The 24,993-nt window shown below is 63.3% G+C and carries 23 protein-coding genes and 1 other RNA gene; 14 read left to right on the forward strand and 10 right to left on the reverse strand.

The window, feature by feature from the left end; all coding sequences use genetic code 11:
- Window positions 1-131: 131 nt before the first annotated feature.
- The 8 genes from INT29_RS09280 to INT29_RS09315 all read right to left on the reverse strand — a co-directional run bounded on the left by INT29_RS09280 (window position 132) and on the right by INT29_RS09315 (window position 6,032).
- Window positions 132-572 (reverse strand): pilus assembly protein TadG-related protein, encoded by a 441-nt coding sequence (locus tag INT29_RS09280; RefSeq protein ID WP_193071463.1) that lies wholly within the window; start codon window positions 570-572, stop codon window positions 132-134.
- 1 nt (window position 573) lies between these two features.
- Entirely contained in the window at window positions 574-1,020 is a 447-nt protein-coding gene (locus tag INT29_RS09285; RefSeq protein ID WP_193071464.1) for a hypothetical protein, read from the reverse strand.
- On the reverse strand, window positions 1,013-1,441 hold the full coding sequence (locus INT29_RS09290) for a TadE/TadG family type IV pilus assembly protein (protein ID WP_193071465.1): 429 nt from the start codon (window positions 1,439-1,441) through the stop codon (window positions 1,013-1,015). Before INT29_RS09290 ends, INT29_RS09285 begins: the two co-directional genes overlap by 8 nt.
- Window positions 1,438-1,671, reverse strand: a complete 234-nt coding sequence (locus INT29_RS09295) for a hypothetical protein (protein ID WP_226841798.1) — start codon at window positions 1,669-1,671, stop codon at window positions 1,438-1,440. Before INT29_RS09295 ends, INT29_RS09290 begins: the two co-directional genes overlap by 4 nt.
- A 110-nt stretch (window positions 1,672-1,781) precedes the next feature.
- Window positions 1,782-2,720, reverse strand: a complete 939-nt coding sequence (locus tag INT29_RS20630; RefSeq protein WP_193071466.1) for a type II secretion system F family protein — start codon at window positions 2,718-2,720, stop codon at window positions 1,782-1,784.
- Window positions 2,717-3,646, reverse strand: coding sequence for a type II secretion system F family protein (locus INT29_RS09305; protein ID WP_193071467.1), 930 nt, complete (start codon window positions 3,644-3,646; stop codon window positions 2,717-2,719). Before INT29_RS09305 ends, INT29_RS20630 begins: the two co-directional genes overlap by 4 nt.
- On the reverse strand, window positions 3,643-4,866 hold the full coding sequence (locus INT29_RS09310) for a CpaF family protein (RefSeq protein ID WP_193071468.1): 1,224 nt from the start codon (window positions 4,864-4,866) through the stop codon (window positions 3,643-3,645). Before INT29_RS09310 ends, INT29_RS09305 begins: the two co-directional genes overlap by 4 nt.
- A 374-nt stretch (window positions 4,867-5,240) precedes the next feature.
- Window positions 5,241-6,032, reverse strand: a complete 792-nt coding sequence (locus tag INT29_RS09315; protein WP_193071469.1) for a DUF2249 domain-containing protein — start codon at window positions 6,030-6,032, stop codon at window positions 5,241-5,243.
- 52 nt (window positions 6,033-6,084) lie between these two features.
- Between INT29_RS09315 and INT29_RS09320 the strand changes: the two genes are divergently transcribed.
- The 14 genes from INT29_RS09320 (at window position 6,085) to INT29_RS09385 (ending at window position 21,507) form a co-directional block, all read left to right on the forward strand.
- Window positions 6,085-6,903 carry a helix-turn-helix transcriptional regulator gene (locus INT29_RS09320; RefSeq protein ID WP_319020871.1) on the forward strand — a complete coding sequence of 273 codons (819 nt, stop codon included), beginning with the start codon at window positions 6,085-6,087 and terminating at the stop codon, window positions 6,901-6,903.
- Complete coding sequence (locus tag INT29_RS09325) at window positions 6,900-8,105, forward strand: hypothetical protein (RefSeq protein ID WP_193071470.1); 1,206 nt, start codon at window positions 6,900-6,902, stop codon at window positions 8,103-8,105. Before INT29_RS09320 ends, INT29_RS09325 begins: the two co-directional genes overlap by 4 nt.
- A 155-nt stretch (window positions 8,106-8,260) precedes the next feature.
- On the forward strand, window positions 8,261-10,873 hold the full coding sequence (locus INT29_RS09330; protein WP_319020872.1) for a multicopper oxidase domain-containing protein: 2,613 nt from the start codon (window positions 8,261-8,263) through the stop codon (window positions 10,871-10,873).
- Window positions 10,874-11,124: 251 nt separating this feature from the next.
- A complete protein-coding gene (locus INT29_RS09335) occupies window positions 11,125-12,351 on the forward strand; it encodes a globin domain-containing protein (protein WP_193071471.1) in 1,227 nt (408 codons plus the stop codon).
- A 160-nt stretch (window positions 12,352-12,511) separates the two neighbouring features.
- Window positions 12,512-13,630: a peptide chain release factor 2 gene (gene prfB, locus INT29_RS09340; RefSeq protein WP_101573041.1), complete on the forward strand. Its 1,119-nt coding sequence runs from the start codon at window positions 12,512-12,514 to the stop codon at window positions 13,628-13,630.
- A gap of 187 nt (window positions 13,631-13,817) precedes the next feature.
- Complete coding sequence (ftsE, locus tag INT29_RS09345; RefSeq protein WP_101573039.1) at window positions 13,818-14,507, forward strand: cell division ATP-binding protein FtsE; 690 nt, start codon at window positions 13,818-13,820, stop codon at window positions 14,505-14,507.
- Window positions 14,504-15,418, forward strand: a complete 915-nt coding sequence (gene ftsX, locus INT29_RS09350; protein WP_193071472.1) for a permease-like cell division protein FtsX — start codon at window positions 14,504-14,506, stop codon at window positions 15,416-15,418. Before ftsE ends, ftsX begins: the two co-directional genes overlap by 4 nt.
- Before the next feature lies 1 nt (window position 15,419).
- On the forward strand, window positions 15,420-16,649 hold the full coding sequence (locus INT29_RS09355) for a M23 family metallopeptidase (RefSeq protein ID WP_193071473.1): 1,230 nt from the start codon (window positions 15,420-15,422) through the stop codon (window positions 16,647-16,649).
- 211 nt (window positions 16,650-16,860) lie between these two features.
- A complete protein-coding gene (gene smpB / locus INT29_RS09360) occupies window positions 16,861-17,331 on the forward strand; it encodes an SsrA-binding protein SmpB (protein WP_101573034.1) in 471 nt (156 codons plus the stop codon).
- A 153-nt stretch (window positions 17,332-17,484) separates the two neighbouring features.
- Window positions 17,485-17,861: a transfer-messenger RNA gene (ssrA, locus tag INT29_RS09365) on the forward strand.
- 224 nt (window positions 17,862-18,085) lie between these two features.
- Window positions 18,086-18,640 carry a hypothetical protein gene (locus tag INT29_RS09370; RefSeq protein WP_193071474.1) on the forward strand — a complete coding sequence of 185 codons (555 nt, stop codon included), beginning with the start codon at window positions 18,086-18,088 and terminating at the stop codon, window positions 18,638-18,640.
- Window positions 18,641-18,671: 31 nt separating this feature from the next.
- Window positions 18,672-19,757 carry a sensor histidine kinase gene (locus tag INT29_RS09375; protein ID WP_193071475.1) on the forward strand — a complete coding sequence of 362 codons (1,086 nt, stop codon included), beginning with the start codon at window positions 18,672-18,674 and terminating at the stop codon, window positions 19,755-19,757.
- Window positions 19,754-20,395, forward strand: coding sequence for a response regulator transcription factor (locus tag INT29_RS09380; RefSeq protein WP_193071476.1), 642 nt, complete (start codon window positions 19,754-19,756; stop codon window positions 20,393-20,395). Before INT29_RS09375 ends, INT29_RS09380 begins: the two co-directional genes overlap by 4 nt.
- 68 nt (window positions 20,396-20,463) lie before the next feature.
- Window positions 20,464-21,507: a DUF418 domain-containing protein gene (locus tag INT29_RS09385; protein WP_193071477.1), complete on the forward strand. Its 1,044-nt coding sequence runs from the start codon at window positions 20,464-20,466 to the stop codon at window positions 21,505-21,507.
- Here the strand turns inward: INT29_RS09385 and INT29_RS09390 are convergent.
- Both INT29_RS09390 and INT29_RS09395 read right to left on the reverse strand, forming a co-directional pair.
- The gene (locus INT29_RS09390) at window positions 21,477-23,129 is read right to left on the reverse strand and encodes a thiamine pyrophosphate-binding protein (protein WP_193071478.1); all 1,653 of its coding nucleotides are present in this window, start codon (window positions 23,127-23,129) and stop codon (window positions 21,477-21,479) included. The two genes, INT29_RS09385 and INT29_RS09390, sit on opposite strands and share 31 nt — an antisense overlap.
- Before the next feature lie 344 nt (window positions 23,130-23,473).
- On the reverse strand, window positions 23,474-24,964 hold the full coding sequence (locus INT29_RS09395; RefSeq protein ID WP_193071479.1) for a sodium:solute symporter: 1,491 nt from the start codon (window positions 24,962-24,964) through the stop codon (window positions 23,474-23,476).
- Between the last annotated feature and the right edge of the window lie 29 nt (window positions 24,965-24,993).

Genomic DNA, 24,993 nt, shown 5'->3' on the forward strand with positions numbered 1-24,993 from the left:
CACGACTTGCGCCACCGGTGGCTAGGGCTCCTTGCGTCCCTGTGGACGGTGAGTCTGTGTCCACAGGCGATTCGAGCAGAAGTGGGGGAGGCACCAACAGGAGATCACGTGCGAGTCGTTTGACGGCATCCTCAGGAAATGCGCAACGACCCACGAGCGTATGCGGTGGCCTGCAGCTCGATGAGGCCGGGGACGAAACGTGAGAGCAGCGCGGGGGTGTAGTCGGCGTGCAGGCGGATCACGACCGAATGCTGCCCGTCGGCATCGGCGCCGAGCTCCACATTGTGCAGTCCCTGCGGGGTCGGCACCGCGGCCACGTACCGACTGGCGGCACGTTTGGCCGCCGGGGGAGAGAACACCAGTCCAGGTTCACCGCCAGGAGCAGGCTCGAACGAGTCGGATGCGGCCAGGGCTGCAGAGTCTGCCACGCTCTGCAGCTCTCGTCTGGTCATGTGCAGATCCGTCAGCGCCGCGATGAGGAAGGCCAGAAGCAGGGCGATGACGACGAAGCCGATCGCCAGCGGAGTGATCGATCCGTCGTCGGCGGGGGTTCGGTGCTGCTTAGATGTCATTTCAGCCCTCACCTGCGGTGGCGACAACATCCGTGTGGCTGGCACGGAGAGTGATGTGTGGGGAGTATTTGGAACCGAAGAGGAGTGGAAATCCGGGCAGAGACACCTTCGTCTCGACCCGAGCGGTGATGAGGGAACCTGCTTGTCCACAGACCCCAGAACATGAGTAGTCGATGGTGACGGGAACACCGGTGAGCCCGAAGTCGGTGAAATGCATGTCTGCAACCTGATGCGCTCGACGCTCGGAGGGATCGGCATTGCGGGCCGCGATCCGGGAGGCCGAAATCGCACTTGAGGTGGTGGCATAGCTGGCGGCCTGCAGTTGGGAAACTGCAAGCATGAGGTAGACGACAGGAATGAGCAGCACGATCGAGGCGAAGATGAACTCGATGACGGCCGTGCCCGAATCGCGGCGTTCCTCCGATGTCTGCGCGTCAGATTCAGTCACTGGCGACGTCCTCAACGATGGACCGTCCGCTCAGATCCCACGCCTCGGCGGGGCCCCATAGTCCGAGGACAGGCAGCGGAGTCCGCACCCGGACCTCGACGATGTCGACCTGACCGTGCTGGACCGTGGTGACGGTGATCGACTCGGCGTAGCGCTCGCCCACGGAGACTGTGATGAGTTCGGAGGCGAGGCGTTTGCCATCGGCCGGGGACTGATCGGCGAGGCTGGCTTGGCGGGCACCGGCGATGGCGGAATCGATGACGGTGTTGCGGACGTGGATGACCAGACCGATCTGCAGGGTTCCGGCCAGCACGAGGGCCAGGAGCGAACCGATGAGGGCGAACTCAGCGATCGCGGAACCGGAATCAGCACGAGCCTTGCACTCCGATTTCGGCTCGCATCCGCAGTCCCGGTGACTCACCCGGCGCCCCGGACCTTGTTCATCGCGTCCTGGAACATCGAGGTGAAGGCTTCACCGGCCAGTGCCCACAGGGCAACGACCAAACCTGCCGTCATCAGCGTGATGAGAACCCATCCGGGAACGTCACCGCGGTCGGGCCGATCACCTCTGCTATCGCCTCGTCGGTCAGGGGCGTCGGCTGATAGGCCGAGGACGAACACGGCGAATCGGTTCATCAGGTGGTGGAACATGGTGTCTCCTTCTTCCAGGGCGATCGCTTGGTGTCGCGATCAGATGGTGGCGTGGGCGGAGCCGAGAAGGTGCGCTGGCTCGGGTCAGAGGTTCCAGAATTGGGCTCGAATCAGGGGCTCAGATCGAGGACGGTGAGAGAGGGGAAGACAGCGAAGATGACGGTCACCGGAAGTACAAATACGACTACCGGCACCAGCATTCCTATTTCCTTCTTTCCCGACAGCTCCAGAAGACGACGGCGCGACTGTTCGCGCACATCGGCGGCCTGAGCACGCAGCACCTCCGCCAGCGGAGTGCCGCGGGTCATCGACACGGCCAGACCGTCGACGAACTGCACGATCTCGGGAATGGCGATCCGAGTCGCCATCGAATCGAGCGCGTCGACGAGCGGAGTTCCGGTTCTCGTCGTCGCCAAGGCCGTGCGCAGTTCATCGACCAGGTCGCCCGAGCATGTGCGGCACACCCGTTCGAGTGCTTCGACGATCCCCTCACCGGCGGTGATCGATAAGGCGAGGAGTTCGGCGACTGTCGGAAACTCCGCGAGAACACGTGACTCGTGACGGGCGATGGCCTGGCTCAGACGCCAATCATTGGCGATGTGTCCGGCGATGCCGCCGCTGATGATGAGGACGAGGGTGACCACGGGGGAGAATCCGCGTTGTGCCGAGAGCAGACCGGCCACGCATCCGGCGGCGATCATTCCGGCCAGAATGCTCAGAATCTGATTGATGCGGAAGCGTTCCAGAGACGCACCCCCGCCGAGGCGGTTGATCCGCAGGCTCAATGTGGCGTCGGTGGTGATCCGCGACGTCACCCACATGGTCGCGCCGAACGTGGTGGACTTGAGCAGTCCCAGCAGCCCTTCCGTGCGGGGCGTCGGCGGAGAATAGATGTCGACCAGCGATTCCTGGTCACGCAGATACGGAGCGATGCGTGAGGACAGTGTCGGTCGGCGCAGCGGCGGCAGCGAGAGGACGAAGACACAGAGTGCGAACCCGTTGAACGCCCCGAGGGTGAGGATTGTGAGTGGATCGGCCGGAGTGCTCACGTGGCCTCACTGCTCCCGGCCGAACGGTGGAACGACGACGAGGAAAGGGACGAACCTTCGATGACCCGAGGCTCTTCGGGGAGCCTGCCGATTCGCTTCATCGCCTGATAGGCCAGGAGAGAGACCACGAAGCCGGCGGCCAGGAGAAGCAGTCCGGTCTGGGAATTGTAGGCGGTCGCTGTCTCTGGCCGAGTGGAGAGGAACGCGAGCACCACCCAGGGGGCAGCCACGGCCAACCGGGCACCATTGACCGTCCATTGCTGTCTGGCAGAGAGTTCGTTGCGGGTGCGGGCATCGTCGCGGACGAACTGGGCGAGGGCACGCAGCATCGTGCCGAGGTCGCTTCCGCCGACCTGCCTGGTCACGCTGAGTGCGACGACGATCCGATCGGCCACCGGGTCGGCGCTGACTTGCCGGAAGCGTTCGAGGGCGATGGCGAATGAGCCGCTGGCCCGGTATTCCTCGGAGAAGACTTCGAACAGCGGTCGCAGGGGTTCGGGTCCTCGGTGGGCCAGCGAACTCAACGCCTCGGGCAGTGACAGGCCGGCTCGAACGCCGGAGTTGAGGTGGTCGAGGGTTTCGGGCCACAGCTCACGACGCATCACCTGTTTACTGCGAGCCCGATGTTGGAGCAGCCGGTGAGGCAGCCACGAGGCAAAGGCTCCGAAGCACAGGGCGATCGCCCACGAACCCGTGAGGACAGTGGCGAGGACGCTGACGATGATGAAGACGGCGATCGAGATGAGGATCAGGTGGCTCGGACGCATCCGTGGGAACCCGGCACCGGTGAGCATGTCATCGAGCTCGCGGACCCATCGTCTCTGCACCCGTGTCCTTGATCGCCTCTGCCACAGTGACATCCACAGCAGGAACAGGCCGGCACCGAAGCAGGCACCGATGAGGAGACTGAATTGGGAATAGCTCATGCGGTTTCCAGAATGGAATGGAGATCTTTGCCGATGGCGGCGAATCGATCGCCGAGGTGGCCGAATCCCTGACCGCGCACCAACTGTCCCTGCGGCGAATGGAAGATGGTGTCGAGTTCGACGACGTCACCTTCGACGCCACCGGGGACAGCGCAGATCTCACTGACGAGGCGGGTCCCATTCGGATCACGTCGCAGGTGGATCACGACGTCGATGCTCACCGCCACAGTCGGGACGACGAAGGATGAGGAGATGTTCGCCCCGGCCAGAAGCGGTAGGGTGCAGATCTTCGTGATCGCGGCCCGGGCGGAGTTCGCGTGAATTGTGCCGGCCCCGGGCAGTCCCGAATTTAAGGCGACGAGCAGGTCGAGACTCTCGGCCTCACGAACCTCGCCGACGATGATGCGGGTTGGCCGCATGCGCAGGGCTTCCTTCACGAGGTCTCTCAAGGTCACTTCGCCGGTGCCTTCCAATGACGGTTGGCGACATTGCATGGGAACCCAGTCGCGGCTGGGCAGGTTGAGTTCGAAGACCTCTTCGCAGGAGATGATGCGTTCACGGGCGGGAATGGAACCAGCCAGAGCATTGAGCATGGTGGTCTTGCCGGCCTGGGTGGCCCCGGAGACCAAAATATTGGCTCCGCTGGCGACTGCCGCATCCAGAAATCTGGCGGCCGCCGGAGTCAGGGATCCCTGAGCAACGAGGCCGGCGAGGTTGCGTGGCCGTTGAATGAATTTGCGGATATTGACGGCAGGGAAGGAGCGGGTGATATCGGGGAGGACGACGTGGAGTCGGGAACCGTCGGGAAGCATGGCGTCGACAAAGGGCTGGGATAAGTCGACCCGTCGCCCTGAGGTGCGCAGCATTCTCTCGATGAGGTCATCGAGTTCACCAGCAGTGAGCTTCGTCGTCGTCAGCTGGTGGAGTCCGTCGATGGCGATGAAGACCTCGCTGGGGGAATTAACCCAAATCTCCTCAACCCGAGAGTCATCGAAATAGTCCTGCAACGCACCGAACCCCGAGAGCTGATTGTCAATGGAGCGAAATGTGGCTTCCTTGTCTTCCAAAGGTGGAAGATCCGCGACCAGACTGCGCTCGTCGTACTCGGAGATGACTGTGCGAATGACCTCGCGAGAGCGTTGCATATCGGCGCGAGGGTCCACATCGAGGTCCCTGATCCTCTTGTGCACTTCGCTCTTGATAACCTCGGTGGCTTCCACATTGAACCCCTGGCAGACAGAAAACGAAACCCATTTCCAACAGCTGGATTTGTTTTTAACTTATCTGTAGTCGAATGAAGAATCCAGCAATTTCTCGAATCTGTGGATAACTCTGAGCAAAAGTCCGAATGCCCTGCGTGTAGTTTCAGGCGAAGGCCAAGAGGCGGAACACCACTGCATCCGCATTGCACATTCCCGTGTTCGGGTATAGATTCTCATCACCATTGCAGCAGCCTGCGACGACGGGCCTGCACACCATAGACCGCGCCACCGGCGGGATGACTTGATCTCCCGCCGGTGGCGCTATTTTTCGGCATCTAGGTCCGGGGCTCGGCCCTGACTCGGTCATCGGTGAGGGCGAATGGCCCTCGTTCTCAGGCGCGGACGAAGTCGAGGCGCCAGGCCTCGGGGCCACGCTGAAGATACTCAACACTGAACCCGCCCGAGTAGCGCTGGTCAATCTGTGCCAGGAGCGGCAGCGGGTCGTGCGGGGCGACGAGCACCATTCCATCTCCGGGTGACACAGAGTCAAGGGCACCGAAGACAGTTGCATGGCGAATTGCATGAGGAACCGTGCGCACATCCAGTTCCGGATGTTCTGGCCCATCCGACTCCCCGCAGGTGCAGCTGTGCGCGTGATCGTCGGCCGGTGCGGAGGATAAGGGGTCGGGGTCGTGTGCCTCGTTCGAAGAATCGGAGGTGACCTGTGCCCAGAGGTCGGCTAGGGATACGCTGGACTCGCCCGCCAGCAGAGGCACGAGGCGAGCAGTCATATTCTCGGCATGCAGATCGAACACCGACCGGGTTGCCCTGGCGCTCGCAGCGGCTCGGACGCCGTCCTCGGCGCCGGCAACGTCGCGCAGCAGGGAGGTCAAGATGTTGGTCTCGGCATCGATCGCCTCTGCGAGGGGGCGAGTCTCCGTCAGCTGTTTGGCGGCGGCGAGGACATGCGCGGACTCTGCGTTGAGCGCGGAAGTCACCGAGGTTGCCGCCCAGGTCGATAGGTCATCGCGTGCGGACTCCCAGGACTCGTCTCCGCGGGCGACGGCAGCGATGAGTGCCTCGGTCTTTGCGGCGATCGCGCCGGAGTGCTCGGCGTAGTTCTGCTCGATGTCGTTGACGACATCGGCTTCGGCCTCATTGGAGGTGAACATGACATTACTCATGGTGTTCTCTCTTTCTCTGCAGACTTGGCCACAGTTTATTACAATTAAAACCGTGAAAATAAATCGCGTCTCCGCCAAGGCCGAGAACTCCGAGCTCGGACCCAGTCCAACTGTCCCGGCAGCGGGACTCTCACCCGCTGTTGCAGCCGTGCTCGATCACCTCAGTGCCCAAGCCGCACCGGTGTCGATCGGTGCGCTCTCGGCGATGACTGGACTGCACGGCAATACGGTGCGCGAACACTTAGACACACTCATCGCCTCGGGACTTGCCGCCAAGGAGCAGGCGCTTTCGCAGGGGAGAGGCAGGCCGGCATGGCTGTACTTCGCCACCGACGGTGCCGCGGCCACGGGGGCACCCGAATACGCGGGTCTGGCAGCTGCACTGGCCGCGTATATCCATCGCACCAGCGACTCACCACGGGGAGACGGCATCGCCGCCGGTCTCGAGTGGGGCCACCAGCTCGCGGCGGACTTCGGCAACGGGGGCTCAGGTGCTGGCGCAGACAATGAAGCCTCAGGCGCTGGCACTCACAACGGCACCACTGCTCAGGAGCAGGAACCCACTGCCCAGGAGCAGACTCTCTCTCTGCTGGACGAACTCGGGTTCGCACCAGCTGTGGATACCGCCGATGACAGCATGCAGGTGAGGCTCACCCGCTGCCCGCTGCTCAGCGCAGCCCATCAGTACCCCGACATCGTCTGCGGCGTTCACCTCGGTCTGGTCCGTGGAGCCATGGACACCTTCGGGGACCAGGATTCCGACAGCCAGCTCGAGCCCTTCGCCGAACCCGGAGCATGCCGCCTGCGCCTGGAAACACCGAAACCAGGCGCACGCCCGCGCGAGGGCAGCCCGCGCGGGGACCGCCAGTGATCCGACGCCTGGCCTTCCTCATCCCGGCAGCGCTGTCCCTGCTGGCCGGACTCGACGCAGCGCTCATACTGCTGGGGCTGTGGGCACCGGTCGTGACGGAGACGTTTCCCGGCGTCCACGGGATCGCCATGGTCTTCGGTTTCGTCGCCACCCTGATCTCTCTCGAACGGGCCGTGGCACTTGCCCGTCCGGCAGGTCTCCTCGCCCCGGCTCTGATCGGGCTCGGCGCCCTCGCTGTCCTCTCCCCGCTTCCGCTGCTCATCGGCCAGCTCTGTCTCCTGGCCGGGACTGTCATCTTCGTGGCTCTCTATGTTCCCCTCTATCGCCGCAATGGGGACGAAGCGATTCTGGTGCAGGCACTCGGTGCGGTGCTGGCCGCGAGCGCGGTGCTCATGTGGCTCGGCGGCGCAGAGGTGGCCACCCTCATTCCCTGGTTCGCCGGTTTCGTCATCTTCACCATCGCCGCCGAACGACTCGAGCTCGCACGCATCGCCATTGGAACCGTGGCCACCCGTTGGTTCCTTGTGCTCATCACTGCCACAACGTTTGCCGTGCTCGCCTCTCTGCTGTGGCCCGGCATCGGCTACCCACTCTTGGGTGTCACACTCCTGGGCTTGGTCTCCTGGCTGGTCATCCATGACGTCGCACGCAAGACAGTTCGGTCCACGGGCCAGACCCGCTTCATGGGTGCCTGCCTCCTGGCCGGCTATGTGTGGCTGGCCGTTGCGGGCCTGGCCTGGACCATCGGAGGACACGCCGTCGATGGTGGGGTCTATGACGCAGTGGTTCACTCGGTGTTCCTCGGCTTCACGGTCTCGATGATCATCGCCCACTCGACCGTGATCTTGCCCGCGGTGCTGCGAATCCAGCTTCCCTACAATCGCGGCTTCTACATTCCCATCGTGCTCCTGCACCTGTCGCTGATTCTGCGCATCGGCCTTGGTGACGGGCTCGACCTGCACTGGGCTTGGCAGGTCGGCGGGGTGCTCAACATCCTCGCTCTGCTCGGATTTGCGATCCTGGCCGCAGCCTCGGCGCTGATCGGCACGCGTGCTCGGAGCGGCAGAGCCGAACGTCGTCCCCTCGCACTCGATCTCGGCGCGGACGCCACAGACGCCACAGACGCCACAAGCGGCGCGGACGCCACGGGCGGCGCCGCCGCAACCGCCGCGACCGGGACAGGACCGGACACTCCCGCCTGAACCCTCAGATCTCCTCACCGGGTCCGCGCAATCTGCCCCGACCCGGCCAAAACGAGCCGACCGCCGCCCGTGGACGATGGCTGATCCGCGACATTCCCGTCGTATTCTGGCTCGTCTTCCTGCTCATCATCATCGCCGCCCATCCCGGTCTGCCTGTGGCCAGATGGCTGATGATCCACCTCCTCGTCCTCGGCGCGGTCAGCCACTCCATCCTCGTGTGGTCCAAACACTTCGCCGAGGCACTGCTGCACACCCCATCGACGGACGCTGACAGGAAAGGCCAGAGCAGTCGCCTGATCCTGCTCAACGCGGGCACTCTCATCGTCATCATCGGCATGGTCGTCGACGTCTGGGCCCTCGTCCTCATCGGTGCGATTGCGGTGGCCACGGCCGTGGTCTGGCACGGGCTCACCCTCTGGGTTCAGTCGCGCACAGCCCTGGCCTCACGCTTCGCCTCAACCCTCCACTACTACCTGAGCGCGGCAGTCATGCTGCCGATCGGCGTCGCCCTCGGCGTCATCTTGGCCTTCGGCGTCGGAAGTGAGTGGCATGCTCGCCTCGTCGCCGCCCACGCCCTGATCAACCTGCTCGGGTGGATCGGGCTGACCGTGATCGGCACCCTGGTGACCCTGTGGCCGACGATGCTGCGCACAAAGATCGTGCCCGGCGCCGAGGTGGCAGCTCGCAGAGCCCTGCCGATCCTCGTCGGTGCGCTGGCCATCGCGCTCGCCGGAGCCCTGCTCAGCCATCCCTGGGCGGCCGGCATCGGACTGCTGGGCTACCTGTGTGGAGTTGGACTCATCGCCCGCCCCTTCGTTTTAGCCGCGCTGGCCAAACCGCCACGTGAGTATCCGACGTTCTCCGTCGCTGCGGCCATGGTCTGGCTCGCCATCTGCCTGATTGCCACCACCTGGGTCTTCTTCACCTCCGCCACCTGGGCCGAAGCCACACAAGGCTTCACGTGGCTGGTGCCCGCGCTGGCCGCCGGGTTCGCCGCCCAGGTGCTCTTCGGGGCGCTGTCCTATCTCCTCCCGGTCGTCCTCGGCGGGGGACCGGCCGCTGTGCGTGCCACCAACACGGAGTTCGCGCGCTTCGGTGCGCTGCGGATCACGATCATCAACCTCGGGCTGGCGATCTGCCTGCTCCCGGTTCCCAGTTGGGTCCGCGTGCTGTGCTCCGGGCTGGTGGCGCTGGGGCTGGCTGCGTTCCTGCCCCTGATCTTCCGCGGAATCAGGGCCTCACGGCGAGCGAAGAAGAACCCGCCCGAACCCGTGACAGGCAACCGGAAAGCGCAGGTTCGTGCGACGAAGGAAGAACGCGCGGCCCAGCAGAAGCAGGAGAACCGAAACAGTCTGGGCCTCGCAGCAGCAGGTGTGGCAGCGGTGCTGTTCGCCGTTGCCGGCGGCGTCGCCCTTGACCCGAGTGCCACGACTGCGATCAACGCCTCATCCACCTCGGCGGGAGTGGCCGCCACAGGTGAGACGACGCGCGTGAGCGTCGAAGCCAAAGATATGCGCTTCACCCCGGCGAGCGTCGATGTGCCCGCGGGCAACCGATTGATCATCGACCTGAAGAACACGGATGATGAGGATGTCCACGACCTCGTGCTCGCCGATGGGCACGACAGCGGCAGGCTTGCACCGGGGGAGTCGACGAGCCTGGACGTCGGCATCATCGGCTCCGATATCGATGGGTGGTGCTCGATCGCCGGCCATAAGCAGATGGGCATGGTCTTCACCGTCAACGCCACCGGCGCCGCAGCCACCAGGGACGCAGGCGACAATGATGCCGCAGATGGGGGATCGGCGGATGCGATGCCGGGAATGGATCACGACTCTGCGCAATCCACCGGCGATGATGCCGCGAATGAGGGCACAGCCTCGGCGGCCTCGGGCCTGGACTTCATGGCCGATCCGGGCAAGGACTTCAGCGCACAGGACGCTGAACTGCCACCCGCACCGGGAGGCACGACCCACAAGGAGATCTTCACCGTCACCGAGGTCGAACAGATGGTGGCCGCGAACGTCAGGCAGAAACTGTGGCTGTTCAACGACACCATGCCCGGGCCGACCCTGCGCGGCAAGGTCGGCGACGTCTTCGAAATCACCCTGGTCAACGACGGGTCGATGGGGCACTCGATCGACTTCCACGCCGGTGAGCTGGCCCCGGACAAGCCGATGCGCACGATCGCGCCCGGGAAGTCACTCACCTACACGTTCGAAGCCACCCACTCCGGCATCTGGATGTACCACTGCGCGACCATGCCGATGTCATCCCACATCGCCAATGGCATGTTCGGTGCCGTCATCATCGATCCACCCGAGCTGCCGGCCGTGGACAAGGAATTCGTGTTCGTCCAATCCGAGCTCTACCTCGGACCCCAGGGCGGGGTCGTCGACTCAGAGAAGGTGCGTCGGGAAGAACCCGACGCCGTGGTCTTCAACGGCTTCGCCAACCAGTACGACCATGAACCGCTCACCGCCCACGTCGGAGAGCGGGTGCGGATCTGGCTGCTCAACGTCGGTCCGAACCGATCGAGTGCCTTCCACATCATCGGCGGACAGTTCGACACCGTCTATAAGGAAGGCGCATACGTGCTCCGCCCCGACAATTCCGAGAAGGGTGCAAGCCAGACTCTCGACCTCGAAGCCGCACAGGGTGGGTTCGTCGAACTCGAATTCGCCGAGGCTGGACACTACCCGTTCGTCTCCCACAAGATGGTCGACGCCGAGCGGGGAGCCCACGGAATGGTCGATGTCAGTAAGTGAAATGCCGGGCCCGGATCTTCAAGCCCGGATCTTCAAGCCCGGATCTTCAAGCCCAGAGCGACACGGGTGACGTATCAGCGAAACGGCTGCGAGCCACCGGATGTCCATATTTCGGCTTGAGATTTCTCACGGTTGCGACCGGTAGAAAGAAATTCTACACAGCGTAGTAATGTCGCAGACGCCAACCAAAATAGCGACCTGGACAGGCCGTTGCAGCCACGTGGTGCACTGGCATCACGAAAGGGGCAGATGTGATTTCCCAACCCGCACTTTCCGTCATCCGCGAGACCCTGCCGGCAGTCGGCGCCTCGATCGGTGAGATCACCCCGATCTTCTACGAGCGCATGTTCGCTGCCCGTCCTGACCTGGAGAGCGACCTCTTCAACCGCGGCAACCAGGCACAGGGAGAACAGCAGAAGGCTCTGGCCGGAGCAATTGCCGCATACGCGAGCCTGCTCGTCTCCGAGGACGCACCGAACATCGATGCCATGATGAGTCGGATCTCGAACAAGCACGCCTCGCTGGGGATCACCGAAGACCAGTACGCCATCGTCTACGAGCATCTCTTCGCCGCCATCGCCGAGGTCCTCGGCGAGGCCGCCACCCCGGAGGTCGTCGATGCCTGGACCGCGGTCTACTGGGACATGGCCGACGGATTGATCGCGGCGGAGAAGAACCTCTACGCCCGTTTCGACGTGGCGCCCGGTGATGTGTGGAACGAACTCGTCGTGACCTCCCGCAACCAGGAATCCCCGACCACCGTCAGCCTCGAACTCGCCCGCGAAGACTGCGCGGCACTGCCCGCCGCGCAGCCGGGCCAGTACCTCTCCGTGCAGGTGACACTTCCCGACGGGGCCCAGCAGATCCGCCAGTATTCGCTGACCAGAGCCTCGAACCGCACCTCATGGGCCGTGACGGTCAAGGCCGAACCCGGCTGCGCCGACTCCGGTGTCCCGGCCGGCGAAGTCTCGAACTTCATCCACGACAACATTTTCGAAGGCGACACCGTGCGCTGCTCCCTGCCCTGCGGCGACCTGGTCGTCGAAGAGTCCGATGAGCCGCTCCTCCTCGTCTCGGCCGGGATCGGATGCACGCCGATCATCGGAGCACTCAACCACCTGGTGCAGACCGAATCGACGCGGCCCGTCATGGTCCTGCACGCCGACGAGTCGATGGCCTCCCACGCGCACCGCCGCGAGATGGGGCAGCTGGTGAACCAGCTGCCCGGGGCGCAGATGCATCACTGGTACGAACAGCTTGGGGCCCGGACGGTCACCGACACTGTCCACGAAGGTTTCATCGATCTCGGTGAGGTCCCCATCGCCGCGAACGCGCAGGTGTACCTGTGCGGGCCACCACCGTTCATGAACGCCGTGCGACGCGGTCTGGCAGTACTCGACATTCCCGCCGACAATGTCCATTTCGAGGTCTTCGGACCCGACACCTGGAGCGCTGCCGCAGAGCCTGTGTCGGCCTGATCCGCAAAACAGCAGCCCAGCCTCATTCCCGGGTTCTGCACCCAACCGAACCGGCGCCGAGGTGGTACGACTTCACGTACCACCTCGGCGTCGGTCATCGATGGGGGTGAAGGCTGAGGATTCAAGCCTGAGGGCCGCCATGCACTAGGATTGCATCATTATGCCCACTGATTATTCTGCTGAAATCGCCAACCTCCGTCAGACCTACAAAGCGATCCTGGACGTGTCCGATCTGGATAATCTCCGCTCCGAGGTCGCTGAGATGACGGAGCAGGCATCGGCGCCGTCCTTCTGGGACGATCCGGACTCGGCTCAGAAGATCTCGGCCACGCTCTCGCATAAACAGGGAACCCTGGAGAAGCTCGAGAAGTTCGGTGAGCGCATTGACGATGCCGAGCTGCTCATCGAGATGTCCGAGGACGAGGGCGATGAGGACTCGAAGGTTGAGGCCGAACGCGACCTCAAGAAGCTGCACGACCAGCTGGCCGAACTCGAGATCTCGACGCTGCTCAACCACGAATACGATGAGCGTTCAGCCGTCGTGACCGTGCGCTCCGGTGCCGGCGGCGACGACGCCACCGACTGGGCACAGATGCTCATCCGCATGTACATCCGCTGGGGCGAGAACCGCGGATACAACGTGCAGCAGCTCGATACCTCCTACGCCGAGGGCGCGGGCATCAAGTCCGCAACGATCCAGGTCAACGCCCCCTACGCCTACGGCACACTGTCCGTGGAGGCCGGCACCCACCGCCTCGTGCGCATCAGCCCCTTCGACAACCAGGGACGTCGCCAGACCTCCTTCGCCGCCGTCGAAGTCGTGCCGCTGATCGAATCAACCGACCATGTCGATATCGATGAGAACGATCTGCGCATCGACGTCTACCGGTCATCGGGCCCCGGCGGTCAGTCCGTGAACACGACCGACTCGGCCGTGCGCATCACGCACGAACCCACCGGCGTCGTCGTGAGCATGCAGAACGAGAAGTCCCAGATCCAGAACCGCGAAGCCGCGATGCGCGTGCTCCAGTCACGCCTGCTTGACCTCAAACGCAAGGAAGAGGCGGCTCAGAAGAAGGAACTGGCCGGCGACATCAAGGCCAGCTGGGGCGACCAGATGCGTTCCTACGTCACCCACCCGTACCAGATGGTCAAGGACCTGCGCACCGGCTACGAGGTCAACAATCCCTCGAACGTCTTCGACGGTGACCTCGACGGCCTCATCGAAGCAGGAATCCGCTGGCGCAAGGAACAGGAAATGGCCGAAGACGACTCCTGATTCTTCTTCTGCGGCTGCGCGGTTGCACGGCTGGTTCAAGTACCACCTCGGCGGCTGTGTGAACTTCCTGTGTCGCTGTGAACTTCCTCCAATGCGCAACACACGCCCTTAAGCCTCCCGGATCATCACGGGGCTGTTACGTACAGTGGAAGCGGCCGAGCCATCCGCGACATGATTGAAGACCCTCTTGATCAAATTCGACTCAGTTTCGAAGTCCTACGACGCACGATCCCGCAGAGCACTCGACGACATTTCGTTCGAGGCCGAGCGCGGAGAATTTGTGTTCCTCGTCGGCGCTTCGGGCTCGGGCAAATCCACGGTCATCCGACTCATCCTCCGCGAAGAGGTACCCAGCAATGGGCGGATCCACATCGCCGGAAAATCGGTCGTGAAGATGCCCAGCTGGAAGGTGCCCTATCTGCGCCGGGGGATCGGCACCGTGTTCCAGGACTTCCGTCTGCTGCCGAACAAGACCGTATTCGCCAACGTCGCCTTCGCACTACAGGTCATCGGCAAATCCCGGGCGGCCATGTCGACCCTGGTCCCCGATGTGCTCGAGACCGTGGGACTGGCTGGCAAAGAGAAGCGCTACCCCAACGAACTCTCCGGTGGTGAACAGCAGCGCGTGGCGATTGCCCGCGCGGTGGTGAACAAACCGGGAATCCTGCTCGCCGATGAGCCCACAGGCAACCTCGACCCGAGCACCAGTGCTGACATCATGTCGGTGCTGGAGAAGATCAACCGCAACGGAACCACGGTGCTCATGGCCACTCACGACGGCGAGATCGTCAACCGGATGCGCAAGCGAGTCATTGAACTCTCCGACGGAGTCATCGTCCGAGACGTCGAAGAGGGTACCTACGGAGTCGCCTCATGAGGGCCGGATTCATCCTCTCCGAGGTCTGGTCGGGGCTGCGCAAGAATGTCTCCATGGTCCTGTCCGTGGTGCTCGTGACCTTCGTGTCCCTGCTCTTCGTCGGCGCCGCAATCCTGCTGCAGATGCAGGTCGGGCAGATGAAGGACTACTGGTATGACCGCGTCCAGGTCTCCGTGTTCCTGTGCCCACCGGATTCTGAGGCCACCAACTGTGTCGAGGGCGAAGCCACCGATACGCAGAAAAAGAACATCGAAGATCAGCTCAACAGCTCGGAGCTTGCCCCCTACGTCGACGAGGTCTACTTCGAAGACAAGGGCGAGGCATTCAAGCACTTCCAGGACCAGTTCAAGGGCACCAGCCTTGAAGGCACCGTGCCTGAAGATGAGATGAACGAGTCGTTCAGGGTCAAGCTCAAGGACGCCGAGAAGTACGACATCATCAAGGAATCGTTCTCCTCGACCCAAGGTGTCGAAGAGGTCGTTGACCAGAACCAGCTGCTCGACCGTCTCTTCGGTGTCCTTAACATCGCCACCGTCGTTGCGGTCGCGATCGCCGGAATCATGCTGCTGTGTGCCATGCTGCTCATCGCCACGACCATCCGCCTGTCCGCATTCTCCCGGCGGCGCGAGACCGGAATCATGCGCCTGGTGGGTGCGTCGAACACCTTCATCCAACTCCCGTTCCTGCTTGAGGGCGTCATCGCCTCGGCGATCGGTGCGACCCTGTCCGCCGGTGCCCTGGGACTGCTCGTCCACTTCGGTGTCAGCGGTTGGCTGGAGGGCCAGGCGACGGGCTTCAGCCTGATCTCGGGAGTCAATGTCCTCATCGTGGCTCCGATCCTCATTGCCATCGGTGTGATCATGGCCGGGGCATCGTCTCTGATCACCTTGAATAAGTACACGAAGGTCTGAGATGAAGCGCAGACTCGGTTTAGTCATCACAGCGGCGTTGTTGGCCGTCATCTTGCCCGTCACCTCGGCGGGAGCCAATCCCCGTGACGATAAGAGCAAGGTCGATGACCGGGTCAAGGAGCTCCAGCAGGAGTTCGAAGGACTTGACGAGGACCTGGCCCGCGTCATCGCAGAACGCGACGCGGCGCAGGAGAAGCTGCCCGACGCTGAAGCCGCGTCGAAGAAGGCTGATGACGCTCTGGGCGCTGCCATCGAGAAGGATGATGCCATGGCCGCTCGCCTGACCTCGGCGGAGAACGCGCAGAACGATCTGAAGTCTTCGATCGAAGACGGCGCGGAGGAGATCGACAAGCACAAGACCTCGGCCGCGCGCATCGGGCGTCAGGCGTACCAGAACTCGGGCATCACCTCCGACCTGGCGATGCTGCTGCAGATGGCCGAGGGCACAAGCGCCGACGGTGGCATCGGGCGAGTGGACTCCGCCGTGCGGTCACAGCAGCGCACGATCGACAACCTTTCCGAGCAGCGCGCGGTGAATAAGAACAACGAAGAGCGCCTGTCGGGTGTGACCGATGAGATCTCGGACCTCAAGGACGAAGCCGCCGAGGCTGTGCTGGCCAAAGAGGCCGCACAGATCGATGCGAAGAAGAAGTCCGACAGCCTCAACGACATCATCTCCGCGAAGGACGATGCGGAGAAGACCATCTCCGACAACAAGGACAAAACCGAAGCTCAGCTGCAGAAGGAACAGGACGAGCAGGACCGGTTGGCGAAGAAGGTCCGTGAATGGGAGAAGGAGCAGGAGAAGAAGGGCAAGTTCGTCTATGGTGACGGCGCGCTGGCCAACCCCGCCAAGGGCTATCCCATCACCTCACCCTTCGGTTACCGCATCCACCCGATCACCGGGGCGAAGAAGCTGCACTCCGGCACCGACTTCGGTGTTCCCTGCGGCACCCCGATCCGTGCTGCCGGTGACGGGATCGTCGTGACCTCCGGTTGGACCGGGGGCTACGGCAACCGCGTTGTGATCTCGCACGGAAAGATCAAGGGGAGTTCGATCGCCTCGACGTACAACCACAACACGGACCTGAAGGTCCATGATGGGCAGAAGGTGAAGAAGGGCCAGGTCATCTCGGATTCGGGTACGACCGGCGCCTCCACCGGCTGCCACCTGCACTTCGAGATCATGAAGAACGGCGGCTACGTCAACCCGATGCCCTACATCTCCTGACGTTGGTCAGCGTTTTTAGGGACCTGGCCTCGCCGAGGTGGGCCTTGAGCAGCCGTCAGCGTGGCCTTTGTGGGCCGGTCAACCCGGCCTTTCGTACGCGATATCATTGAGCTAGAGTAGTTGGTCTGCGTGTCTACTCGATTGGGCGGTCTTAAGAGGCTGACAATCGTGGCTGGACACAGTGAACCGAGACACAGGAAGGAGGCCGGACATGCCGAAGGAAACTGGCAAGAAAGTCATTGCGAGGAACCGCAAGGCACGCCACGACTATCTCATCGAAGATACGTGGGAGGCCGGTCTCGTGCTGAGCGGAACCGAAGTGAAGTCACTGCGAGAGGGCAGGGCGTCGCTGACAGACGGTTTCGCATTGATCTTCCAGAATGAAGCGTGGCTTGAGGGCGTCTACATTCCCGAATACGCACAGGGGACGTGGACGAACCACACCGCTCGTCGACGTCGAAAGCTGCTGCTGCACCGCGAGGAGATCCTCCGTCTGTCGCAGAAGGTCAAGGAATCGGGACGCACACTCGTCCCGCTGGAGCTGTACTTCGACGGATCGCGGGTCAAGGTCGAGATTGCTCTGGCTAAGGGTAAGCGCGAATGGGACAAGCGTCAGGCTCTGCGTGAAGCGCAGGACAAACGTGAGGCTGAGCGCGCTATCAAGTCCAAACAATTCCTCTGAGTCTGCTCGTCTGACACCATCGGTCTGACTAGGCCCTGTCCTTGGGAATGCAATTGGATCGGCTGGTGTTCTACGAGTATGCTGGTTATTCTGGTCAGCGCATGAGCCTGCTTGCGCAGGTGAATGAGTTGGACAGGGTTGGTAACAGAATATGGGGATGATCGGTTTCGACGTCGGACACTGCGACGGGAGAAGCGGGCCGAGAATGCAGAGTCATCTCGTTAATGTCCTCTGCAAAACAATAGGTGCTAAGTCTAATAACCGCACCGATTTCGCCCTCGCTGCCTGATTAGGCCGAGCTGCGAATCCGTCAGTCTAGAGTTGCTTCCACTCTAGGTCCTGGCGTCGCTTAGGGAGCCACTGCTTCAGATATTCGTTGAGGGTATCTGAGGGACTTCTACTCAACTCCGTTCGTTGGTCCACATGTTCGTGTGAGGGCCAGAACCTAAGAAACTACTTCACGAACTGCGCCCGGAGAAGTCCTGACAATCTGCCGACGGACGCGGGTTCGATTCCCGCCATCTCCACTTTTGAGCGCCCAGGACCGGAAACGGTTCCTGGGCGCTTCTGCGTTCGCAACCGTCATGTCGTGACTCTCATGCGCATCGCCGCCATCGGCGAGCTCGCCTGATTCGCCCGTCGGCGATTGTGGCCGATCGGCCGAGCCTGACTGGCCGTTCGGTCGACGTCGCAGAGTCCCCGTTCCGGAAGTATCGATGGTGCAGAGTCGTTGGCATCCGACAAGGACACCCCCATGAAAAAAGCCATCATCGCTCTCGCCGTCACCTGCTCCCTCAACGCCGGGGCCATCGGCCTCGTCGTCATTGTGGAGTTCCGTGCCAAGGCCGAACTCGAATCTCAGGTCACCGCCTACCTTGATGACTGCGGCGTCGAGCCCACCTCGATCGAGGTCCGCGGTCGGCCCTACCTCATGTACGCCGCACAGGACCGGGCCGACCTCACCTATGTCGACACGACTCCGGCGACCGGCACGAACAAGGACCAGCTCCTCGTTCACCGCCTTGTCGACGGTGATGCCGACCGCCTCACTCGCTTCATCACGTTCGACTACCCCTCCGAGGCCATTTCGATCAAGGAGTCCGACGGTTCGTTCTCGGACTCGGCGACGATCGGCGGTACGGCGGTGACGTTCTCTGCCGAGACCGATGCCGCCGCTGTGCGGATGTTCGCCGATGGCCGCGAGGCCGGGGAAGTCAGCCTGCCGCAGTCAGCCTCGGTCAGGAACGTGTCCGCCACCGATTGCGGAGACGGCGTCGAAGTCGAGTACGCCTCGAGCAGCTGCCGCTGAGTCTGTGCCGTACAGACTAAACTGGAAGCCAATGAGACGACTCATCGCATGGCTGTGGTTGATCCCGGTGCCCCTGGCATTCGGGATCGATCTGCTCACCAGCACGGGGTGGCCACTGATCACAGGTGCCGTGCTCCCAGTGGCGGCGGTCCTGCCCATCCTCATCCGCATCCAACTGGGCCGGACGTCTGCACGCATGCTGGGAATCGCCGTCCTTGGGGTGTTCGTCGCCCTGGGCCTTGTGGCCATTGCCGCATCGATGAGCCTGACGGTGCTGTGGCTGAGCCTCGTCGCCTTGGCGATGCTCGGTCGCTTCGGATCGGGACCAGGCCCAATCGCGCTCATCGCGGTCCTCGCCGTCGCGAACATCATCGTCCCCAGTCTGCTGCCCGATGGCTTGATCTTCGGCCTCGCCTTCACCACTGTCATCATCGTCGCGATCTCGATCGGCCTGATGCTGCGTTTCACCGACCGGTCGCTGGTCGAACGAAAGGCCACCGCCGCCGAGGCGGAGCGCCGTCGCATCGCCACCGAACTCCACGATGTCATCGCCCACGAGGTGACCGGGATCGTCGTTCTTGCCCAGGCCGCCGGGCGCAGCGACAATGCGCAGCTGACCTCCACGGCACTGCAGAAGATCGAGGCCTCCGGTACCCGTGCCCTCGAGGAGATCCGACGGCTCGTCTCCGAAACGCGCACCGAGGCCGCATCGCGGACTCCGATCGCCGAGGGGCCGCAGGCGCTGCGCGACCGCGTCGAGGCCTACGGGCAACGAGCACAGATCTCGATCGATACCGGTGAGATCGACGACGAGGCAGTATGGCCGGTGCTCGACCGTGTGCTCGTCGAATCCCTGACCAATGTGCGCCGACATGCCGGCCCCGACGCACCGGTGACCGTGAGTCTCACGATGAGCGAGGAGCGGCCGACGACACTGCTGATGACCGTGGCCAACGGTCCGGGCTCCGGCGGAATCGGTGCCGGCAGCGGTACGGGGCTGAGCAGTCTGCGCACCCGGGTCAGCCACCTCGGCGGGTCGATCGATGCCGGAGTCCACGAGGGCGGATGGATGGTCCGCACCCGGCTCCCGCTGACGATGAAGAGAGACGATGGATGATCACAGTCGCCGTGGTCGATGACCAGGAGATGGTGCGGATGGGGTTCTCTCTCATCCTCGACGCCGAGGAGACGATCAGCGTGATCGGGCAGGCCGCCGACGGTGCCGAGGCGATCGACCTGGCTCGGCGGGAGGCGCCCGATGTCGTCCTCCTCGACATTCGCATGCCGCGACTCGACGGGCTCGCGGCCCTGCCGAAGATCACTCCGTACTCGAAGGTCATCATGGTCACCACGTTCGACGATGATGACTACGTCGATGCCGCACTGGAAGGAGGCGCCAGCGGATTCCTGCTCAAGGACGCCGGAGCCGACCTCCTCATCGTCGGCGTCAGGGCCGCGGCGAACGGAGACGCTCTCATCTCTCCTTCGCTCACCCTCGACCTGCTCAAGCGGCGCCGCTCGACTCCGACCCGACAGACCCATGCCGTCGAGAGACTGAGCGGGCGCGAGATCGAGGTGGCGAAGCTCGTCGCCGACGGGAGGACCAATCAGGAGATCTGCCAGGAACTCTATATCTCGCTGGGCACCGTCAAGACCCACCTCGGCAGCATCCAGAATCGCCTCGAGGCGCGCAACCGGGTCGAGATCGCAGCACGGATGTGGGAATCGGGAGTGATGAATCGGCCGAATGGCTGACCCCTGAGGCTGACTTTCGGTCCCATGGCCGATGCCACAGACACCGCCGAACACCGACGATGGATGTTATGAACACACAACTGACACAATCAGCCCGCCCGGCAACCCGCCGCCGAATTGTCGCCCTCGACGTCATCCGCGGCTTCGCCCTCTGCGGAATCCTCCTGGTCAACCTGCCGCCCATGCTCCAATTGGGCGCCGTCGACGCCCACGGTGCCCCGCTGGCCTTCTACAGGTTCTACGAGGACTTCGTGCAGAACCGCTTCTTCCCGATCTTCTCCTTCCTCTTCGGAATCGGGTTCGGGCTGATGTGGCTGACCGCCTCCGAGCGCAGCCCGCGGCCTCGGCTGGCGCTGCTCCGCCGTTTCCTCTTCCTGGCAGTCATCGGACTCCTCCATCAGTTCCTGCAGCCGGGGGAGGCCCTGCTGCCCTACGCCCTCGTCGGAATCGTCGTCCTCCTGCCTTCGACGTGGATTCCCGTCCGACTGCTCGCACCGATCGCCTCGGTCATCGGAAGCGTCCTGCTGATAGTCGGCATCCTCACCGGGGGAGGCCTCGCACTGATCCCCGGGCTCTTCCTCCTCGGCTTCGCAATCAGCTGGAGCGGATTTCTCCACTCGGTCCTCCGCCACCCCGGCCGTCTGGCTCTCGTGGGGGCCGGTGCAGTGGTCATCTCGGTCATTGGGTTCGCGGTCACGGACTACGTGACCCGTCAGGTGAACCAGTGGATCAATGCAGGCCTGGGGATCGCCATGGCACTGACCTATATCGTCGTCGTCCTGATGCTTCTGCGGACCCCCGCCGAGGCGGTGCTGCGCCGAGCGCTCTCCCCGCTGGGGCGGATGGCACTGAGCAACTATTTCGGAGCCACAATCCTCATCATCGCCGTCCGCACGTTCCTGCCCGACCTCAGCCGCTTCGACTCTCAGGGAGGCTATGCCGCAGGCCTGGTCGTCTGCTTGGGAATCCTCGTTCTGCAGGTCGTGGTCTCAAGCCTGTGGCTGCGTCGCTTCGGCCAAGGCCCGCTGGAGAAGCTGTGGCGGAACGTCACGTGGGGGTCTGAGCGCAGTTCCCGCCAGCCTCAGGAGTTCACGCGAATGACTTCCTCCTGATATGGCGCAATGACCGCGCCCGAGGTCCGCAGATCGAGGACCAGGAACTTCCGTTCGACGACCGGTGTCGCCTTCCACTCGTTGACCACCTCGAGGTCGGCCAGCGAACGAACGGCAACACCGTACCCTCCGGCAGCGCTGCCCAGGGCCGCGAAGTCGATCTCATCGATGAGCATCGGAGTCTTATCCAGACCCTTGAGACCGTAGAGGTTCACCTCGGCACCGTAGGCCGCATCGTTGAAAACTACCGCCATGCCCCGCCCACCGGCTGAACGGATGGCCGTGTCGAGATCGGACAGTGCCATTGCTCCGCCACCGTCACCCGTGGTGAGAACGATCGTCGCATCCTGGTTGGCTCGTGCCGCACCTGCAACGCTGTGCCAGCCGAGGCCGATCGACTGGAACGCGGTGCCGACCATCGCCAGACGATCGGGTGCGCTGGGCTCCCAGAACATGTTCGCCCACGCGATGAAGTGCCCGCCGTCGGAGACTACGACTCGGTCCTCTGGCATCAGTTCACCGAGTCGCGCAGCGGCAGCGCGAGGGTCAAGGCGACCGTCCTCAGCGAATTCTGTGCCCATTTCATAGGCCCGGTCAGCGGCTGTATCCACGCTCTCGCGCCAGCCACTCGACTCCGCACCAGAGGACTCCAGACGAGAGACCAGTTCGCCGGCCGCAAGGCGAACGTCTGAGCGGATGAAACCGCCGACCCGGGAATTCGTTGCCCGATCGTCGGTGTCGACCTGCCAGACTTCAGTCGATGGGTGGAACAGCTCACCGAAGCGCATTGTGAACTGGTTGAGCGAACCTCCGAAGACGACAGCTACATCGGCTTCATGGATTCGCTCCATGGCTTCAGGGGCGCCAAATCCTCCGGCCACGCCGAGGTCGTGGTCGGCATCTGGGAAGATGTTGCGGCCCAGAGCAGTAGTCGCCGTCAATGCCCCGGTGGCCTTAGCCAACGCGCCGAGTTCGACCTCGGCCCCTGCCAACCACGCACCTCGACCGGCCAACAGGAGTGGTCGTTTCGCCTCGGCGAGAGCTGTCGTCAGACGATCGAGCGAGGTCCGTGAGAACTCGGATGTCGGCGCCAAGGGAGCAGGGCGCCCGGGTCCCGGAACCGAGGGGATCTCGCCGATGTCGAGGGTTGCAACATCGTAGGGGATTGCGAGGACAACGGGCACTCGGTAGGTCAGCGCGTGCTCGATGGCGGTGACCGTCGCCGCCGCGGCATCGACGCGACCCACGGTGTAGGTGCGCACGCCCACGGCCGAAGCCATGGCGATCTGGTCGACATCCCAGGGGCGGGGCCCGGAGGTGGGCTCATCACCGACGACGAGGACGAGTGGAACCTTGGCCTGCGCAGCTTCGGCCAGCGCGGTGAGTGTGTTCGTGAACCCGGCACCGTACGTGGTGGTCGCGGCGGCGATCCGTCCCGAGGTGCGGAAGTGTGCATCTGCGGCGACGACGGCACCGGCTTCGTGCCGCACAGCGGTGTAGGTCGCCGAGGTGGAGGTGAGCAGGGCATCGAGGAAGTAGGCGTTGCCGTTGCCCATAAGTCCGAAGACCTCATCGATGTGGCGGGCCAGAGTGTGTGCGACGTGCGCGGAAGTGTGCGCCATGAGAGACCTTTCGAGTATGAGATAGAGATATGGAAAAAGGGGATCCATATATGTCTCACACGCGGTCTCCGCGGCTTCGCGCTCCTTTTTCGAGCGCCGGCTGTTCGGCAGCAACCGGATTCGACGTTGGTACCGGCCTGACATCATCGAATATAGATGACATTAGGCCAGCCAGCCAAGTTGCGCTGGGCCACAAGGCAGTGGCTGCGTCGAAAACTGGGACGAGCGTCAAAGAACGCACGCGTGCATGAGTGTTTCGATGCAGCGTGCGTTCTTTGATGGCGGGCCGCGCTGCGGACCAGCATGTGGGTGACTGATGGCCGGCGGTTGGCAGGGCGAAGGCCCTAGCGGTTCAGGCGTTTCTTCCATGCAGCCATGACCTCCGGTGGTGTCGGCTTCGATGCCAGGGAACCGATGACGTAGCCGAGAAGTGACGCGATGAGACCCAGGTAGATGGCCTCGCTTGAGTAGATGCCCATCGTGATCATGATGACGATCGTGGTGATCGCACCCAAGATCATGCCGGCCATGACTCCGACGATGGTGCCGCGCTTGAAGATCAGGCCGCCGAGGATGGGAATGAACAGGCCCGCCACCAGCAGGTTGTAGGCAACCGTCAAGGCCTCGACGACGCTGGGCATGATCATGGCGAGGATGAGGGTGACGAGGCCGAGGCCGATGAGGTAGATGCGCGAATCGCGGATCTCGTCGCCGGTCTCGCGCACCAGGGACTTCACCAGTGTCGACTTCGCGCCACCCGCGGCGGCACTGTCGCCCGCACCCGAACCGCCGGTCACCGGTGTGACATCCTTACGAGCCAGCACCGGCTCGACAATGTCTTGGCGGCAGACAGTTGCAGCCGCCATGAGCGAGCCCGAGGCCGTGGACATCATGGCCGCCAGTGCCGCGGCGAGGACGAGTCCGCCCATCAGAGGTGACATTGCGGCATCGACGACGGCGACGAAGACATCATCTTGGACTTCGATGCCGGGCACGATCTTGGTCGCGGCCATTCCGATGAGTGCACCGGCCACCGCGTAGAAGAGGCAGTAGACGCCGGCGGAGAGCCCGCCCCACCTGGCCACCCCCGGGCTGCGTGCGGTGAACACGCGCTGCCAGATATCCTGGCCGATGAGCAGTCCCAGCGTGTAGATGAGGATGTAGCCCAGGATCGCCTCCCAGCCGATGCCCACCGGACTGGTCTGTTCGGCTGGCAGTGATGCGAACAATTCTGTGATGCCGCCGGACTTGCTCAGCACGATCGGCAGCATGATGAGGAAGATGCCGATGGTCTGGATGAAGAACTGCACGAAGTCGGTCAGCGTGATCGACCACATGCCGCCGAGCATCGAATAGAGGATGACGATGCCACCTCCGATGAGCACCGACCAGAACTTATTGAGGTCGAAGAGTGCGTGGAAGATCGTGGCATAGGCGACCGTCGACGTCGTCGAGATCATCAGTCCGTAGGCGGTCATGATCGCGCCCGAAACCAGGCGGGAGCCCTTCCCGTAACGCAGCTCCAGCATCTGCGAGACCGTGTAGATCTCCAGTTTCTGAATCCGTGGAGCGAACAGCAGCGAGAGCAGGATGATGCCTAGGCCGATGCTGAAGACGAGCCACATGCCCGACAGCCCCGAGGTGTAGCCCAGACCGACGCCGCCGATCGTTGAGGCGCCGCCGAGGACGACTGCGGACATCGTGCCCGTGTACAGCCATCCACCCAGACGCCGGCCGGCGACGAGGAAATCGTCCTGGTTCTTCGCCTTGTACCGGCCCCAGATTCCGAATCCCACCATGGCAGCGAGGTAGATGATGACGACTAGAGAGTCCACGTCGACCCTTTCTTGATTGATTGCGCGAG

This window comes from Brevibacterium sp. FME37, from assembly GCF_014897485.1.
GTDB lineage: Bacteria > Actinomycetota > Actinomycetes > Actinomycetales > Brevibacteriaceae > Brevibacterium.